The sequence below is a fragment of the Allorhizobium pseudoryzae genome, assembly GCF_011046245.1.
Classification (GTDB): domain Bacteria; phylum Pseudomonadota; class Alphaproteobacteria; order Rhizobiales; family Rhizobiaceae; genus Neorhizobium; species Neorhizobium pseudoryzae.
Window position 1 is genome coordinate 797,281 of record NZ_CP049241.1, and the last position, 14,034, is coordinate 811,314.

The window sequence follows — 14,034 nt, forward strand, 5'->3', positions numbered from 1 at the left end:
TACATAACCTCAAATCACATCGAGTGCGATCCCATCATTCAGCAACCGACCGGAATTGCAAGATACCACTCATTGTATCTTTCGGCGCGAACTCAGCAACTCATCGACGATCACACAGCCAGCCCCGATCGTGATGAAACTGTCGGCCAGGTTGAAAACGGCAAATGACCAGGTTTCGGTGTAGAAGAGAATATAATCGATCACGTGACCGTACAGGAATCGGTCCAGAAGGTTGCCGATCGCGCCGGCAATGATCAAGGCAAAACCGGTATGCGCAAAGCCGCGGTCCTTCGGTGTCCGGCGCCACATCCACAGCACGAAGGCGACGATTACCAGGCGCATGCCAACGATGAACCAGCCATCCATGTGATCCAGCAGGGAAAAGGCGACGCCGAGATTATAGGTCCGGTACAGTGCCAGGAACGGCATGACATGGACGGCCTCCTGCAGCGGCAGGTAGGTTTCAACGGCGATCTTGATCAGCTGATCCGCCAGGACCGCCAGCACCACGAAGGTGAAGATCGGCCAAGGTCTGGAAAACAGCGTCGGCTTCACGTCCAGCGTCGTCATTTCGCCTCCAGCGACAGAAGGTGACGGCGGGCTTCGAACAGCATCACGGCGCTCGCTATGGCAAGGTTGAGCGAATCCGCCCTTCCCTGCTGCGGGATACGGGCAAGTCGGTCGGCCGCCTTCGCCAGTTCATCCGGCAGGCCGGATTGTTCGTTGCCCATCAGCAGAATGCTGGGCTTGGCCTTGTAGGTGATGGTCCGGTAATCCACCGCACCGGCCAGATGGGTGGCAACGACCTGGCCGCCGCTTGCCCGGCTCCAGGCGAGGAATTCCGCCACCGAGGCGCGGTAAAGCGGCACGGCAAACACCGAGCCCATCGTGGCCCGTACGGTTTCGATCGAGAACGGATCGGTACACTCGCCGACCAGAACGACGCCGGAGGCGCCGGCGGCATCGGCGGTGCGGATGATCGTTCCGAGGTTGCCGGGGTCGCGCACACGGTCGAGCGCGACGAAGGTCTGGTCCGCCTGAAGAGCAAGCCCGTCCAGCGTCTGCCAGCGCTGTTCAAAGATGCCGACGACCATCTGCGGATTGTCGCGCCGTGTTACCGAGGACAGCACCTTTTCGCTGACTTCCAGCACGAGCCCGCCGCGGGCAACCGTCTTTGCGGCGACCTGTTCGACCAGCGGCTTGCCCTTGGCCGCCTTGGCATAGACCAGCGTGCGGATGTCCCAGCCGAGTTCGATCGCATCAATGACCAGCTTCAGGCCTTCCGCCATGAAGGTGCCGCTTTCCTCACGGTCCTTCTTGTTCATCAGGCCCTTGATGTCCTTGATGATCGGATTGGACAGGCTGGTGACCTCCTTGACCTGGCCTACCTTGCGGGCTCCCGGCCTGCGCTCATAATCGGTCATCGGTTCACCCAGCGGCTGAAGAGGGATGTGGAGAGCGCGCGGCCCTTGGACTGACCGTCAAGGCCGGCCTCACGGATGACGAGTTCGCCGGATTCGACGGCGCCGCCTGCCCCGCGCATGGTCTCGCGCATCAGCTCATGAATGGAATAGAAGCTCGCCCGGATGGAATAGGCCGTCAGAACGAGACCGGTTGCCTTCGGTGCCAGGATTTCGCGGCAGACGTCCAGCATCAGCGGCAGTTGTTCGAAGAGATGAAACACCTCGCCATTCGGGCCGCGGCCGAATTTCGGCGGATCGGCGAGAATGATGTCGTAGCGGCTGCCACGGCGCTCTTCCCGCAGGATGAACTTCATGGCGTCCTCGCAGATCCAGCGGATCGGCGCCCGGTCGAGCCGGGCAAGGGCCTGGTTCTCGCGTGCCCAGCCGATCGCCTTCTTCGAGGCGTCCACATGCGTGACTTCCGCGCCGGCCGCGGCGGCCACCAGCGAGGCGACGCCGGTATAACCGAAGAGGTTCAGCACCTTCAGCGGACGGCCCGCTTGCTCGGATTTTTCCTTCAGCCAGGACCAGTGGACGATCTGTTCCGGGAACACGCCGACATGGCGGAAGGCGGTGAAACGCCCGAGGAAATCGACGCCGAGCAGCGACAGTGGCCAGGTTTCGCCGAGCGCCTCCGTCGGGAAACGCCAGCGCCCCATGCCATCCTCATCCGTATCGCCGGTGAAGACGGCATCGGCCTTGTCCCACACATGCGCCGGCAGCGATGGCTGCCAGAGCGCCTGGGCCTCGGGCCGCACGATCCGATACGGGCCGTATTGTTCGAGTTTGAGGCCCGCGCCGCTATCGATCAGGTGAAAATCACCGGCACCGGCGGATTCCAGGATCACCGGCACACGCTCCAGCGGCAGGTCGCCGCTTCGCTTGATCAGTGGCCGCGTCTCGGCAGGCGGCGCCTTGGCGGCAGCCGGTTCGGGTTTTGGCGCGGCGGCGGCAAATTTCTTCGCGCCTGCGCCCGCAGCGGCGGTCGGCCTGTTCTGCCGCGGCGCCGGCCGACCGGATTTCGGATTGCGCGACTCCTGCCGCTCGGGTCTCTTCTTCAACGTGTCTTCCGCTGGCTCATTCAGATTTTCCGCAGGAGATAGCATCGGTGAGGCCCTTGGCAAAGCGGTTTCCCTTCTGCGATACAGGAAGGTGAAAGGCTGGCGAGGAGGCCGGCTTGGGAGGAGAGCCATGGAAATCAGCGGTGAAGAGCGTATAGCGGCGCCACGGCAGGTCGTTTGGGAGGCCCTGAACGATCCGGATATCCTGCGACAGTGCATACCCGGCTGTCAGGAGTTGGAGCAACGGTCACCGACCGAGCTTGCCGCTACCGTCAAACTGAAGATCGGCCCCGTTTCGGCCAGCTTCAAGGGCGAGGTGACGCTGAGCGACATCAACGCTCCGGAAAGCTACCGGATTTCCGGCGAAGGCAAGGGTGGCATTGCAGGCTTTGCCAAGGGATTTGCCGATGTCGTCCTCACGGAGGACGGCGGCGAGACGATCCTGAAATATCAGGCGGATGCGCAGGTGGGCGGCAAACTGGCCCAGCTCGGCTCGCGGCTGATCGGCTCCACCTCGCAGAAGCTTGCGCAACAGTTCTTCGCTGACTTCAATACGGCGGTCGGCCAAAAAATGGCCGAGGCGTAACGGCGCTCAGCCCTTCGCCGCGGGAACGAGTGCGGCCCTTGCGGGCTCGCTCGCCGATTTGACCGGCTGGCGCCCACCGTCCCGGTCCCGCGCAAGCGCGGCGCGGGCTTCGGTGCGGGCCTGCCTGCGGTGCCGTCCCTGGTTCAGCCAGGTGACGAGCGAGCCGATGAACATGCCAAGAATGAGGGTGAGGAACAGAAACAGGAAGAAGGGCGCGCTCACCGACAGCACAGCATCGTCCGGGCGGAACGGATTAAGCGCGAGGGTGACCATCTGCCGGTTGGCGACGCAGAGCACGATCAGCACGACCGCAAGGGGAACGAAGATCACAAGCCCAAGGATTTTCTTGACCCGGTTCATGACAAAACTCCGGCGTGGTGGGGCTTGCCGCAGGATGCGCAAGCCCGATCGTCTTCATTAGGATAGTCTGCCGATCAACGCTTTCAAGGCGCGGGCGTTGCAGCGCTCAGTCCTGATCTTCGTCTTCTTCATCCGCAAGATCGGGGTTGAGACGCTCGCGCAGTTCCTTGCCGGTCTTGAAGAACGGCACCCATTTCTCCTCGACGAAGACCGTATCGCCGGTCCGCGGATTGCGGCCGGAGCGCGCCGGACGGTTTTTCACCGAAAAGGCTCCGAAGCCACGCAGTTCCACACGGTTTCCGGCCGCGAGCGCGTCCGTGATCTCGTCCAGAACCGCGTTGACGATGTTTTCGACGTCACGGTGATAGAGGTGCGGATTGCGGGCCGCGACGATCTGCACCAGTTCTGACTTGATCACGACTTCCCCCTGAAAGGATTGGAGTTTTTAATCCCGGCCAACCTGCCAAACCGAGACCAGACCGTCAAGGAACAACTTTCGCCCGACGAGGTCCTGGAAATTTCCGGGCAGGGTCGTAGCATCCACGCCGGCAAGGCGCAGGAGGCCCGACACGGCTGACGCGATGGTGAAGAAGCCCGAATCGTCCTTGGCTTTCCATTCGACGATGGGCAGGTCATCCGCAACCCCGCGCGACGCAAGATAGCTGCGGATTTCCGGGGTGCCCCCGAGAGCGTCGATGAGCTTGACCTTCAGCGCCTGCCGCCCGGTGAAGATCGCACCGTTCGCCAGCTTCAGCACCTCCTCGCGCGGCAGCTTGCGCCGGTCGGCGATGAGATCGACGAACCAATCGTAGCTATCCATGATCATCGAGCGGATCATGGCTTCCGCTTCCGGGCTTGCCGGATGGAAGGGCGACGGTTCGGCTTTCAGCGGCGACGACTTGATCTCGTTCATCGACACACCGAGCTTCTGCAGCAGTTCGCCCACCTGCGGATACTGGAAGATGACGCCGATCGAGCCGGTGATCGAACTTTCGCCCGCAATGATGGTGTCGCCGGCCGAGGCAATCATGTAGCCGGCCGAGGCTGCCAGCGTGCGGACATCCGAGACGACCGGCTTTTCCGCGGCAACCGCCCGGATCGCCTTGAAAATCTTTTCCCCGCCATAGGTGGTGCCACCCGGCGACGAGATCGACACGATCAGCGCCTTCGCCTGGCGGTTCTTGCGGATCGCCTCAAGACGCTCGAGCAGTTCATCGTCATCCGTGATCATGCCGGAAATATCGATCCGCGCCACATGGGCGCGCGCTGCCCCGGCATCCTGCTTCAGGAAAACGTTGTACAGCGAGAAGCCGATCGCCACCAGCAGCAGGGCCGCCGCCACGCGCCAGAAGGTGAGCTTGCGGCGCAACTGCCGTCTGTCCGCCAAAGCAGATTGATCCATCGGTCGCTCTCCGTTTGATTCCCTAGAATTTTGCGACCATACCGAGACCGCCGGGTCGAAGGCTACACGAATTTGTGTCATTCGTTATTGTTTCTTGATGAATAAAAGCCATATTGGGATCTGATGGAAGAGACAACGCACCGGCGGATGCCGTGCAGCCTCCCCAACAACGATCAAGGTTCAATGCTTCAGACAACGACCGACATCACGCAGGCCGCGACAACCGGACGCGGGCAGAACGACGCCTACAAGGCGGCGCTGGCGCATTCGCGTCGCGTCCGCAGGCTGCGGGTCGCCCTTCCTCTCGCGGCGGCGCTTGTCTCGGCGGTGTTTATCGGCGTGTCGTTCGTGCGCGCCTATCTGCCGGAAAATCTGAGCGTGCAGAGCGCGAAGATCGAGGATGGCAAGATTGTCATGGAGAGCCCCGCAATCGCCGGACGCAATGAACAGGGCATTAGTTATTCGCTGACGGCGAAGCGCGCGCTGCAGGATCTGACCGATCCCAACATGATCACGCTGGAAGACGTCAAGGCGGCCATGCCGCTGAACAAGGACGTGATTGCCCGCGTGACGGCAGCCGGCGGAATATTTGACAGATCCGCCGATAAACTCGCCATGACCCAGCCGTTCCAGGTCAATCTCAGCAATGGAATCACCGCGAATTTCCAGTCTGCGCAGCTCGACGTGCCGCGCAGCACGATGGAAAGCTCGGACCCGGTCCAGATCACCACCAACGACGCAGCGATAGTTGCGAACTCGATGAAGATATCCGATAACGGAAAAACACTCCTTTTCGCGGGTCAGGTTCAGGTCACGCTTGAACGTTCCGCACTGTCCAAAGAAGGCAATCAGAGCGCATCGCCATGACCCATCGCCGCACCCTTGCCCAATCCTCCCTGTCCTGTCTTCTGGCAGCTGCGGCCTTGACGGGACTGATGTCCGTCGCCGCCGCCCAGACGATGACCAAATCCATGGACGGCATGAAGCTGTCGAACGACAAGCCGATCCAGATCCAGAGCGATCAGCTTGAAATCAAGGATGCCGAAAAGAAGGCTTACTTCACCGGCAATGTCGAGGTCGTGCAAGGCACCACCACGATGAAGGCCATGAAGATGACCGTCCTCTACAAGGGCGATCCCGCCGGCACGCAGAGCAGCAGCGTCACGTCCGGCCAGCAGGACATCGACAAGATCTTCGTGTCGGGCAAGGTGCTGCTGAACTCCGGCACGCAGACCGCCACCGGCGACGAGGGCGAATACGACATGGCCACCCAGATCTTTACCCTGACGGGCAAGCAGGTGGTGCTGACGGATGGCCCGAACGTGCTGACCGGCTGCAAGATGGTCGTTCGCGTCGATAGCGGAGAGGCAAAGCTCGACAATTGCGGCAAGCGCATCGAGATCATGCTTGATCCGAAATCGAAGCCGAAGCAGTAGGCGACCCCCGTTTCGATGGCTCTTTTTTCACGGCGTCCTCCACAAGGCGTAAGCGAAGGTTTCGATCCGCGTGACAAGGCGCGGTATGAAGGAACCCTGATCGCTCACAGCCTCTCGAAAACCTATGACACCCGGCGTGTCGTCAACGGCGTATCGCTGATCGTTCGCCGCGGCGAGGCTGTCGGCCTGCTGGGGCCGAACGGTGCCGGCAAGACGACCTGTTTCTACATGATCACCGGCTTGGTGGCGGTGGATCAGGGCGTGATTGCGATCAACGGCAATGACGTGACCCGCATGCCGATGTATCGTCGTTCGCGCCTTGGGGTCGGCTACCTGCCGCAGGAAGCCTCGATCTTCCGTGGCCTGACGGTGGAGGAAAACATCCGTGCCGTCCTCGAAGTGCACGAGAGGGACCGCACGAAGCGGGAGCGCAAGCTCGACGAACTGCTCGAAGAGTTCAACATCGGCCGACTGCGCAAGGCGCCGGCGGTGGCTCTGTCGGGCGGTGAGCGGCGGCGTCTGGAAATCGCCCGCGCGCTGGCCACCGACCCGGCCTTCATGCTGCTCGACGAACCCTTCGCCGGCGTCGATCCGATCTCGGTCTCCGACATCCAGAATCTCGTTCGTCACTTGACGGCACGCGGCATTGGCGTTCTGATTACTGACCACAATGTCCGTGAAACCTTGGGCCTGATCGATCGCGCCTACATTATTCATGCCGGCGAAGTACTCACCCATGGTCGTGCCGACGAGATCGTCAACAATGCGGATGTGCGTCGCCTGTATCTTGGCGACAAATTCCATCTCTGACGTCAAGCTGACAGGAAATTTACTGTCCCACGACGTCAGAGCTTGACCAAACCTCTTAAACAAGCAATTTTTGGGCCAACAGCTTGCTCTGATGGTATATCCATCGACAAACTGGCCCAAAAAGGGGGTTTGTAGGGAGTTCCGCGTCCACCATGGCTTTATCCGCCAGCCTTTTCCTGCGCCAGAGCCAATCGCTCGTTATGACGCCCCAGCTGATGCAGTCCATCCAGCTGCTGCAGATGACGCATTTCGAGCTGAACCAGTTCATTGCGCAGGAAGTGGAAAAGAACCCGCTGCTCGAATTTTCCGCAGGCAATGGTGAAACAAGCGGCGATATGCCCGATGCGGGCGACAGTGCGCCCGTGGAGGAGTTTTCCGCCGCCACCGATGCCGAAGGAGACTGGTTCGACAATGGTTCCGCCCAGCCGGAACAGCTGAGTGAACGCCTCGATGGCGACTTTGAGAATGTCTTCCAGGATGATTCACCGCAAAAGCGGCCGGACGCCCCGGAACTGCTCAGCCAATGGAAGTCCATGCCGGGCGGAGAGGCTGGCGAAGCCTATGACCTTGATGATTTCGTCGCCGGAATCGTCACCTTGCGGGAGCACCTCGGCCAGCAGATCCCGTTTCTGCTGGCACGCCCGGCCGATCTCCTGATTGCCCAGCACCTGACCGATCAGTTGGACGACAACGGCTATCTGCAGGGCGAGATCGGTGACGTGGCAGAGCGGCTCGGGGCAAGTTCCACCGAGGTGGAGCGGATCCTGGCGGTGCTCCAGACGCTCGATCCGCCCGGCGTCTATGCACGCTCGCTCAGCGAATGCCTGTCCATCCAGCTCCAGCAGAAGGATCGCCTCGATCCGGCCATGCAGGCGCTGCTGCAGCATCTGGAGCTGCTGGCCAAGCGGGATTTTGCCACCCTTCGCAAACTCTGCGGCGTGGATGACGAGGATCTCGTCGACATGCTGGCGGAAATCCGCGGCCTCAACCCGCGCCCGGGCACGGCCTTCCAGAGCGGCTCGATCGAGACGGTGGTGCCGGACATCGTTGTCCGCGCCAGCAATGATGGCGGCTGGGCCGTCGAGCTCAACCCGGACACCCTTCCCCGCGTGCTCGTCAACCAGACCTATTTCCAGACCGTCTCGAAGAAGCCGGTACGCCAGGGTGAGGATCAGAACTTTCTCTCCGAGTGCCTGCAGACGGCCAACTGGCTGACCCGCAGCCTCGACCAGCGTGCGAAGACCATCATGAAGGTGGCGACCGAAATCGTCCGCCAGCAGGATGCCTTCCTGGTGCACGGGGTCGCTCACTTGAGGCCGCTCAACCTGAAGACCGTCGCGGACGCGATCAAGATGCACGAATCGACGGTGAGCCGCGTCACCTCGAACAAGTACATGCTGACACCGCGCGGCCTGTTCGAGCTCAAATATTTCTTCACCGTCTCGATCAATTCTGCCGAAGGCGGCGACAGCCATTCCGCCGAAGCGGTGCGGCATCGCATCCGCATGCTGATCGAGAAGGAAAGTCCCGATGCCGTTCTCTCCGATGACGATATTGTGCTCAGCCTGAAGAATGGCGGCGTCGAGCTCGCCCGCCGCACGGTCGCCAAGTACCGGGAAGCCATGAACATTCCCTCCTCGGTGCAGCGGCGGCGCGAAAAGAAGGCGAGGGCAAAGCTTGCAGCCTGCTGAAGGGCGGCAAAACGGCCTTCTTTTGCCCGGCAGACGCGAAATCTTTCAGAATCGGCTGCAAGTTTAGCAACCGTTGACTTTTGCCCCCCTGACCGATAGAAGCGCGCCGCACCGGCAAAATGAGACATTGGCTCACCAACGATAACGCCTGATAAAGGGCATTCGACATTGAATACGGCCTCGTCTTTCGAGAGACGCTTGGATGAGTGAGCCGCTTGACGTAGACTGACAATCGCAAGTCACGACAAGAAGGAAAGAATTCCATGAGTGTGCGTGTATCCGGAAAGCATATGGAAATCGGCGATTCGTTCAGAACGCGAATCGAGGGCCATATCGGGGAGGCGGTTACAAAATACTTCGACGGTGGTTATTCGGGACAGGTGATCGTTGAGAAATCCGGGTCCCGGTTCGCGACCGATTGCAAGGTGCATCTTGATACCGGCATCGTCCTGCATGCGGCAGGCGAAGCCAACGACCCGCAGGTCAGCTTCGATGCCGCCGCAGAGCGGATCGAGAAGCGTTTGCGGCGTTACAAGCGCAAGCTGAAGGATCACCATGCTGGCGCAACCTCCAACGGTTATGCCGAAATCGCCTACACGGTGATGGATCGCGTGCCGGACGAGGCAGAAGAAGTGCCGGAGGATTTCGCGCCGACAATCGTGGCCGAGAGTTCGAAGCCGCTGAAAACCATGACGGTGGCTTCCGCCGTCATGGCACTCGACATGACCGATGAACCGGTTCTGTTTTTCCGCAACCCGGAACAGCAGCTGAACATCGTCTACCGCCGCAACGACGGCAATATTGGCTGGATCGACGCCGCCAGTATCAAAGGATAAGCCTGACGGGGGCGCCCAAGGGCGCTCCCATACCTCCGAAAAGGAGGCAGAAGGATGGAAAGAATGGCGTTGGCAGACCTGCTGCAGCAAGATGCGATAATCCCCGCCCTGAAGGTGAATTCCAAGAAGCAGTTATTGCAGGAACTCGCAGCAAAGGCCGCCAAGCTGACAGGCGTACCCGAGCGGGAAATCTTCGACGTCATTTTGCAGCGTGAGCGACTTGGCTCGACAGGCGTGGGTCATGGCATTGCCATTCCCCACGGAAAGCTCGGCAGCATCGGCGAAATCAAGGGCCTGTTCGCACGCCTCGAAACGCCGGTCGATTTCGAGGCTCTCGATGACGAACCTGTCGATCTCGTTTTCTTGCTTCTGGCACCGGAAGGCGCCGGAGCAGATCATCTGAAGGCGCTGTCGCGCATTGCCCGCGTGCTGCGCGACCAGGAACTGGTGGCAAAGCTGCGCGCCACCGATTCCGCGTCGGCCATCTATGCCTTCCTCAACGAGGAACAGGCATCGAACGCCGCCTGACCGGATCATCCCGTTTAAACACAGAGGCCCGCCTTCAGCGCGAAGGCGGGCCTCTTGGTTTCATCGGATCGAGATGATCAGCCCTTGTCGGCGTCTGCCGTTGCTTCAGCCGAAACCTCGGCTTTCGGGCCGCCCTTGGCAACACCGACCATGGCCGGGCGCAGCACGCGTTCGCCGATCACGTAGCCGGCCTGCACCACCTGGACCACGGTATTGTTCGGCACGTTGGGGTTCGGCACCTCGAACATGGCCTGGTGGAAGTTCGGGTCAAACTTCTGGCCTTCCGCCTCCATCTTGCGCACGCCGTGGCGTTCCAGCGCCGACAGCATGGCGCGCTCGGTCATATCGACACCCTCGACCAGCGCCTTCAGGCCCGCGTCCCCGCTTTCCATGGCGTCGGCCGGCACGCTGTCCAGCGCACGGCGCAGATTGTCCGATACGGCCAGCATGTCACGCGCAAAGGCGGTCACCGCATAGGACTTGGCGTCCTTGACGTCGCGCTCCGTGCGGCGGCGCAGATTGTCCATTTCGGCGGCCAGGCGCAGGAAGCGGTCACGCAGCTGTTCGTTTTCAGCGCGCACGGCCTCCAGCGGATCCGGCGTCTGCTGGTCTGCGCCTTCGGTGGCTGCCTCTTCAAGTCTCGATGCGACGGCTTCCGCGACGTTTTCGTTTTCAGACGCGTCAGGTCCGTTTTTCTTCGTCTCGTCGGTCATGACGTTCTCCGGTACGGGGTTGGAATTTGAGCCCGATATCGAGGTTTGCGGCCAAAAAATCAAGGCTTGGCGGCAGGATAAGCAATCCCGCTACAGCGGGTTGCGCGTCAGCCGGCTGAGCAGCTGCGCCGTATAATCCACCATCGGCACGATCCGGGAATAGTTGAGGCGGGTCGGGCCGATGACACCCACGGCCCCGATGATGCGCTCCTCGTCGTCCCGGTAAGGTGCGACGATGAGCGACGACCCGGACAAAGAAAAGAGCTTGTTTTCCGAGCCGATGAAGATGCGCACGCCAGGCCCGGTTTCGGCGAGTTCGAGGATCTCGATCAGGCTGTCCTTCTTTTCGAGGTCATCGAAGAGAAGCCGCAGCCGGTCGATATCCTCGGCGCCGGCAAGACCTTCGAGAAGGTTGGCGCGGCCGCGCACGATGAGACGCGCCGGCTTGCCGTCCTCGCTATCGCCCGCCCAAACCGCGAGCCCGCGTTCGACCAGATCTTGCGACAAAAGATCGAGTTCGCTCTGCACCTGCTGTTTCAGCGTGTTCAGCTGGCCGCGCAGCTCTGGCAGGGTCTGGCCGGTCAGGTGCGCGTTGAGAAAGTTGGCGGCTTCCGTCAGCTGCGAGGAGGTGACGCCGGCCGGCAGTTCGATGATGCGGTTTTCCACCTGGTTATGCTCACCCACCAGGATGGCCAGCGCCTTCGTCGGCTCCAGGCGGATGAATTCGACGTGCTTGAGAACGGGATCGTTCTTCGCCGTGATGACGATGCCGGCGCCGCGCGACACGCCCGACAGCATGCGGCTTGCCTCGGTCATCAGGCTTTCCATCGGTTGGTCGCGGTCAGCGGCGCGGATCTGCCGTTCGATCGTCGTGCGCTCGTCCGGAGAGAGGTCTCCCACCTGCATGAAGGCATCAACGAAAAAGCGCAGGCCGGACTGGGTCGGCAATCGCCCGGCGCTGATATGCGGCGCATAGATCAGCCCCAGTTCCTCGAGATCGCTCATCACATTGCGCACTGAGGCCGGTGAGAGCGACATGGGCAAAAGGCGCGAGAGATTGCGCGATCCCAGCGGTTCGCCGGTCTCCAGATAGCTCTCGACGATGCGGCGGAAGATCTCGCGCGAGCGATCATCGAGCCCGGAAGCGCCTTCCCTTCCCCCCGATGCATGAAGATCCATCTGTCGCATTTCTTCCATTCGTTGACCATTGTCTCCTGAATATAATGCCTGCAGTGCCGTTGGCAAAAGAGAATTCGAACAGCACCTGCGAGCATGCGGCCGCAAACCGGCTTTTCCTTTGCAAAAGCGCGGCCGGCACCTTAAGACGCGGTGCACGAACCGTCAGGAGAACCAGATGCGACCCTCAGGCAGAAAAACCGACCAGATGCGCAAAGTCAGCTTCGAGCGCAATGTCTCCAAGCACGCCGAAGGGTCCTGTCTCGTCAAGTTCGGCGATACGCATGTTCTGGTCACCGCAAGCCTGGAAGACAAGACGCCGCCGTGGCTGCGCAATTCCGGCAAGGGTTGGGTGACGGCCGAATACGGCATGCTGCCGCGCGCCACCGGCGACCGGATGAAGCGCGAGGCCGCCGCCGGCAAGCAGGGTGGCCGCACGCAGGAGATCCAGCGCCTGATCGGCCGCTCGCTGCGCGCCGTCGTCGATCTCGAAGCGATGGGCGAGCGCCAGATCACCGTGGATTGCGACGTCATCCAGGCGGATGGCGGCACGCGCACGGCCTCCATCACCGGTGCCTGGATCGCGCTTTACGACTGCCTGAAGTGGATGGAAGCGCGCAACATGGTCAAGGTGGAGCGCGTGCTGAAGGATCATGTGGCGGCGATTTCCTGCGGCATCTTTGCCGGCCAGCCGGTGATTGACCTCGATTACCTCGAAGATTCGGCCGCCGAAACGGACGCGAATTTCGTCATGACCGGCTCGGGCGGCATCGTTGAAGTGCAGGGAACGGCGGAAGGCAAGCCGTTTTCGCGCGAGGAACTGCTGACGCTGCTCGATCTCGCCGCTGCCGGCACGGCTGAACTGGTCGAGATGCAGAAGCAGGCGGTGGCCTGAAAGGAAGAACCGTGATCGAAGCTGTGCTGGAAACGGCGCTTTACGCCGATGATCTCGACAAGGCGGAGGCGTTTTACGACAACGTTCTCGGCCTTGAGAAAATCCGGCGCGGCGGCAACCGGCACATCTTCTATCGCTGCGGTGCTGGCGTGCTTCTGATCTTCAATCCGAACGAGACCGAAGCGCCGATCGACAACGACCCGTTTCCCGTGCCGCTGCACGGCGCGCGCGGACCGGGCCATGTCTGCTTCACGGTGACGGACGATGATCTGGATGCCATGACGCGGCGGATCGAGGCGGCCGGTGTTGCGATCGAATCGAAGGTGACGTGGCGGAGCGGCGTACGCTCGCTCTACTTCCGCGACCCAGCCGGCAACAGCCTGGAAATCGCCCCGCGCACCCTTTGGAACTCTTGAAACGGAACAACCGATGCGCAAGCTCGAGACCCGCACCATCGTCGTGGCCAGCCACAATGCCGGCAAGATCCGCGAGATCGCCGATCTCATCGGCCCCTTCGGTTTTTCAGCCAAATCCGCCGCCGAACTGAAGTTCGAGGAGCCGGAGGAAACCGGCACGACATTCGAGGAAAACGCTGCGATCAAGGCGCTCGCCTCGGCAAAAGCTTCCGGCCTGCCCTCGCTTTCCGATGATTCCGGCATCGTCATCGATGCGCTCGACGGTGCACCCGGCGTCTATACAGCCAACTGGGCGGAAACGGCCGATGGCACGCGCGATTTCGTGATGGCCATGGAAAAGGTCGAACAGGCGCTCGCCGAACGCGGCGCGACCACGCCGCAACAGCGCACCGCCCGCTTCGTCAGCGTGCTTTGCCTTGCCTGGCCGGACGGACATACGGAAATGTTCCGCGGCGAAGTCGAAGGCGTGATTACGCCCGCACCGCGCGGCACCCAAGGCTTCGGCTACGACCCGATCTTCCAGCCGGAAGGCTATGAGACGACCTTCGGCGAAATGAGCGCCGAGGAAAAACATGGTTGGAAGCCCGGCGACGCGCAAGCGCTCTCGCACCGTGCCCGCGCCTTCAAGATCTTCGTCGAAACCTGCCTGGAAACCTGAGCC

General features: G+C 61.5%; 18 protein-coding genes. 10 read left to right on the forward strand and 8 right to left on the reverse strand.

Features of this window, described 5'->3' with window-relative positions:
• Window positions 1–69: 69 nt before the first annotated feature.
• Genes lspA through G6N78_RS03900 form a run of 3 tightly spaced genes read right to left on the reverse strand, consistent with a single transcriptional unit; the run spans window position 70 to window position 2,569 of the window.
• On the reverse strand, window positions 70–570 hold the full coding sequence (lspA, locus tag G6N78_RS03890; protein WP_165215906.1) for a signal peptidase II: 501 nt from the start codon (window positions 568–570) through the stop codon (window positions 70–72).
• On the reverse strand, window positions 567–1,424 hold the full coding sequence (locus G6N78_RS03895; protein WP_165215908.1) for a TrmH family RNA methyltransferase: 858 nt from the start codon (window positions 1,422–1,424) through the stop codon (window positions 567–569). Before G6N78_RS03895 ends, lspA begins: the two co-directional genes overlap by 4 nt.
• On the reverse strand, window positions 1,421–2,569 hold the full coding sequence (locus G6N78_RS03900) for a class I SAM-dependent methyltransferase (RefSeq protein WP_370691479.1): 1,149 nt from the start codon (window positions 2,567–2,569) through the stop codon (window positions 1,421–1,423). Before G6N78_RS03900 ends, G6N78_RS03895 begins: the two co-directional genes overlap by 4 nt.
• 85 nt (window positions 2,570–2,654) lie before the next feature.
• Between G6N78_RS03900 and G6N78_RS03905 the strand changes: the two genes are divergently transcribed.
• The gene (locus tag G6N78_RS03905; protein WP_165215912.1) at window positions 2,655–3,110 is read left to right on the forward strand and encodes an SRPBCC family protein; all 456 of its coding nucleotides are present in this window, start codon (window positions 2,655–2,657) and stop codon (window positions 3,108–3,110) included.
• 6 nt (window positions 3,111–3,116) lie between these two features.
• Here the strand turns inward: G6N78_RS03905 and G6N78_RS03910 are convergent, their stop codons facing one another.
• The 3 genes from G6N78_RS03910 to sppA all read right to left on the reverse strand — a co-directional run bounded on the left by G6N78_RS03910 (window position 3,117) and on the right by sppA (window position 4,872).
• On the reverse strand, window positions 3,117–3,470 hold the full coding sequence (locus G6N78_RS03910) for a DUF1049 domain-containing protein (protein WP_206531601.1): 354 nt from the start codon (window positions 3,468–3,470) through the stop codon (window positions 3,117–3,119).
• A 106-nt stretch (window positions 3,471–3,576) separates the two neighbouring features.
• Window positions 3,577–3,888 carry an integration host factor subunit beta gene (locus G6N78_RS03915; RefSeq protein ID WP_165215914.1) on the reverse strand — a complete coding sequence of 104 codons (312 nt, stop codon included), beginning with the start codon at window positions 3,886–3,888 and terminating at the stop codon, window positions 3,577–3,579.
• 27 nt (window positions 3,889–3,915) lie between these two features.
• Window positions 3,916–4,872 carry a signal peptide peptidase SppA gene (gene sppA, locus G6N78_RS03920; protein WP_165215916.1) on the reverse strand — a complete coding sequence of 319 codons (957 nt, stop codon included), beginning with the start codon at window positions 4,870–4,872 and terminating at the stop codon, window positions 3,916–3,918.
• A 183-nt stretch (window positions 4,873–5,055) separates the two neighbouring features.
• Between sppA and lptC the strand changes: the two genes are divergently transcribed.
• The 6 genes from lptC (at window position 5,056) to ptsN (ending at window position 10,173) form a co-directional block, all read left to right on the forward strand.
• A complete protein-coding gene (lptC, locus tag G6N78_RS03925; RefSeq protein ID WP_165221256.1) occupies window positions 5,056–5,739 on the forward strand; it encodes an LPS export ABC transporter periplasmic protein LptC in 684 nt (227 codons plus the stop codon).
• Window positions 5,736–6,308: an LptA/OstA family protein gene (locus tag G6N78_RS03930; RefSeq protein ID WP_165215917.1), complete on the forward strand. Its 573-nt coding sequence runs from the start codon at window positions 5,736–5,738 to the stop codon at window positions 6,306–6,308. Before lptC ends, G6N78_RS03930 begins: the two co-directional genes overlap by 4 nt.
• A gap of 15 nt (window positions 6,309–6,323) precedes the next feature.
• Window positions 6,324–7,118 (forward strand): LPS export ABC transporter ATP-binding protein, encoded by a 795-nt coding sequence (gene lptB / locus G6N78_RS03935; RefSeq protein ID WP_165215918.1) that lies wholly within the window; start codon window positions 6,324–6,326, stop codon window positions 7,116–7,118.
• Window positions 7,119–7,270: 152 nt separating this feature from the next.
• Complete coding sequence (gene rpoN, locus G6N78_RS03940; RefSeq protein WP_165215920.1) at window positions 7,271–8,809, forward strand: RNA polymerase factor sigma-54; 1,539 nt, start codon at window positions 7,271–7,273, stop codon at window positions 8,807–8,809.
• 263 nt (window positions 8,810–9,072) lie between these two features.
• Window positions 9,073–9,645, forward strand: coding sequence for a ribosome hibernation-promoting factor, HPF/YfiA family (gene hpf / locus G6N78_RS03945; RefSeq protein WP_165215921.1), 573 nt, complete (start codon window positions 9,073–9,075; stop codon window positions 9,643–9,645).
• A 63-nt stretch (window positions 9,646–9,708) separates the two neighbouring features.
• Window positions 9,709–10,173, forward strand: a complete 465-nt coding sequence (gene ptsN, locus G6N78_RS03950; protein ID WP_165215923.1) for a PTS IIA-like nitrogen regulatory protein PtsN — start codon at window positions 9,709–9,711, stop codon at window positions 10,171–10,173.
• A 77-nt stretch (window positions 10,174–10,250) separates the two neighbouring features.
• Here the strand turns inward: ptsN and grpE are convergent, their stop codons facing one another.
• Both grpE and hrcA read right to left on the reverse strand, forming a co-directional pair.
• Entirely contained in the window at window positions 10,251–10,886 is a 636-nt protein-coding gene (gene grpE, locus G6N78_RS03955) for a nucleotide exchange factor GrpE (RefSeq protein WP_165215924.1), read from the reverse strand.
• Between the two features lie 90 nt (window positions 10,887–10,976).
• Window positions 10,977–12,065: a heat-inducible transcriptional repressor HrcA gene (gene hrcA / locus G6N78_RS03960; RefSeq protein ID WP_165215926.1), complete on the reverse strand. Its 1,089-nt coding sequence runs from the start codon at window positions 12,063–12,065 to the stop codon at window positions 10,977–10,979.
• Between the two features lie 175 nt (window positions 12,066–12,240).
• Here hrcA and rph point away from each other — a divergent pair, with 175 nt between their 5' ends.
• From rph to rdgB, 3 genes are read left to right on the forward strand one after another with little or no spacing between them, the layout of a single operon-like run.
• A complete protein-coding gene (gene rph / locus G6N78_RS03965; RefSeq protein ID WP_165215927.1) occupies window positions 12,241–12,957 on the forward strand; it encodes a ribonuclease PH in 717 nt (238 codons plus the stop codon).
• An 11-nt stretch (window positions 12,958–12,968) separates the two neighbouring features.
• Window positions 12,969–13,373, forward strand: a complete 405-nt coding sequence (locus tag G6N78_RS03970; protein WP_165215929.1) for a VOC family protein — start codon at window positions 12,969–12,971, stop codon at window positions 13,371–13,373.
• Between the two features lie 13 nt (window positions 13,374–13,386).
• Entirely contained in the window at window positions 13,387–14,031 is a 645-nt protein-coding gene (gene rdgB, locus G6N78_RS03975) for an RdgB/HAM1 family non-canonical purine NTP pyrophosphatase (protein WP_165215930.1), read from the forward strand.
• The last annotated feature ends 3 nt before the right edge of the window (window positions 14,032–14,034 follow it).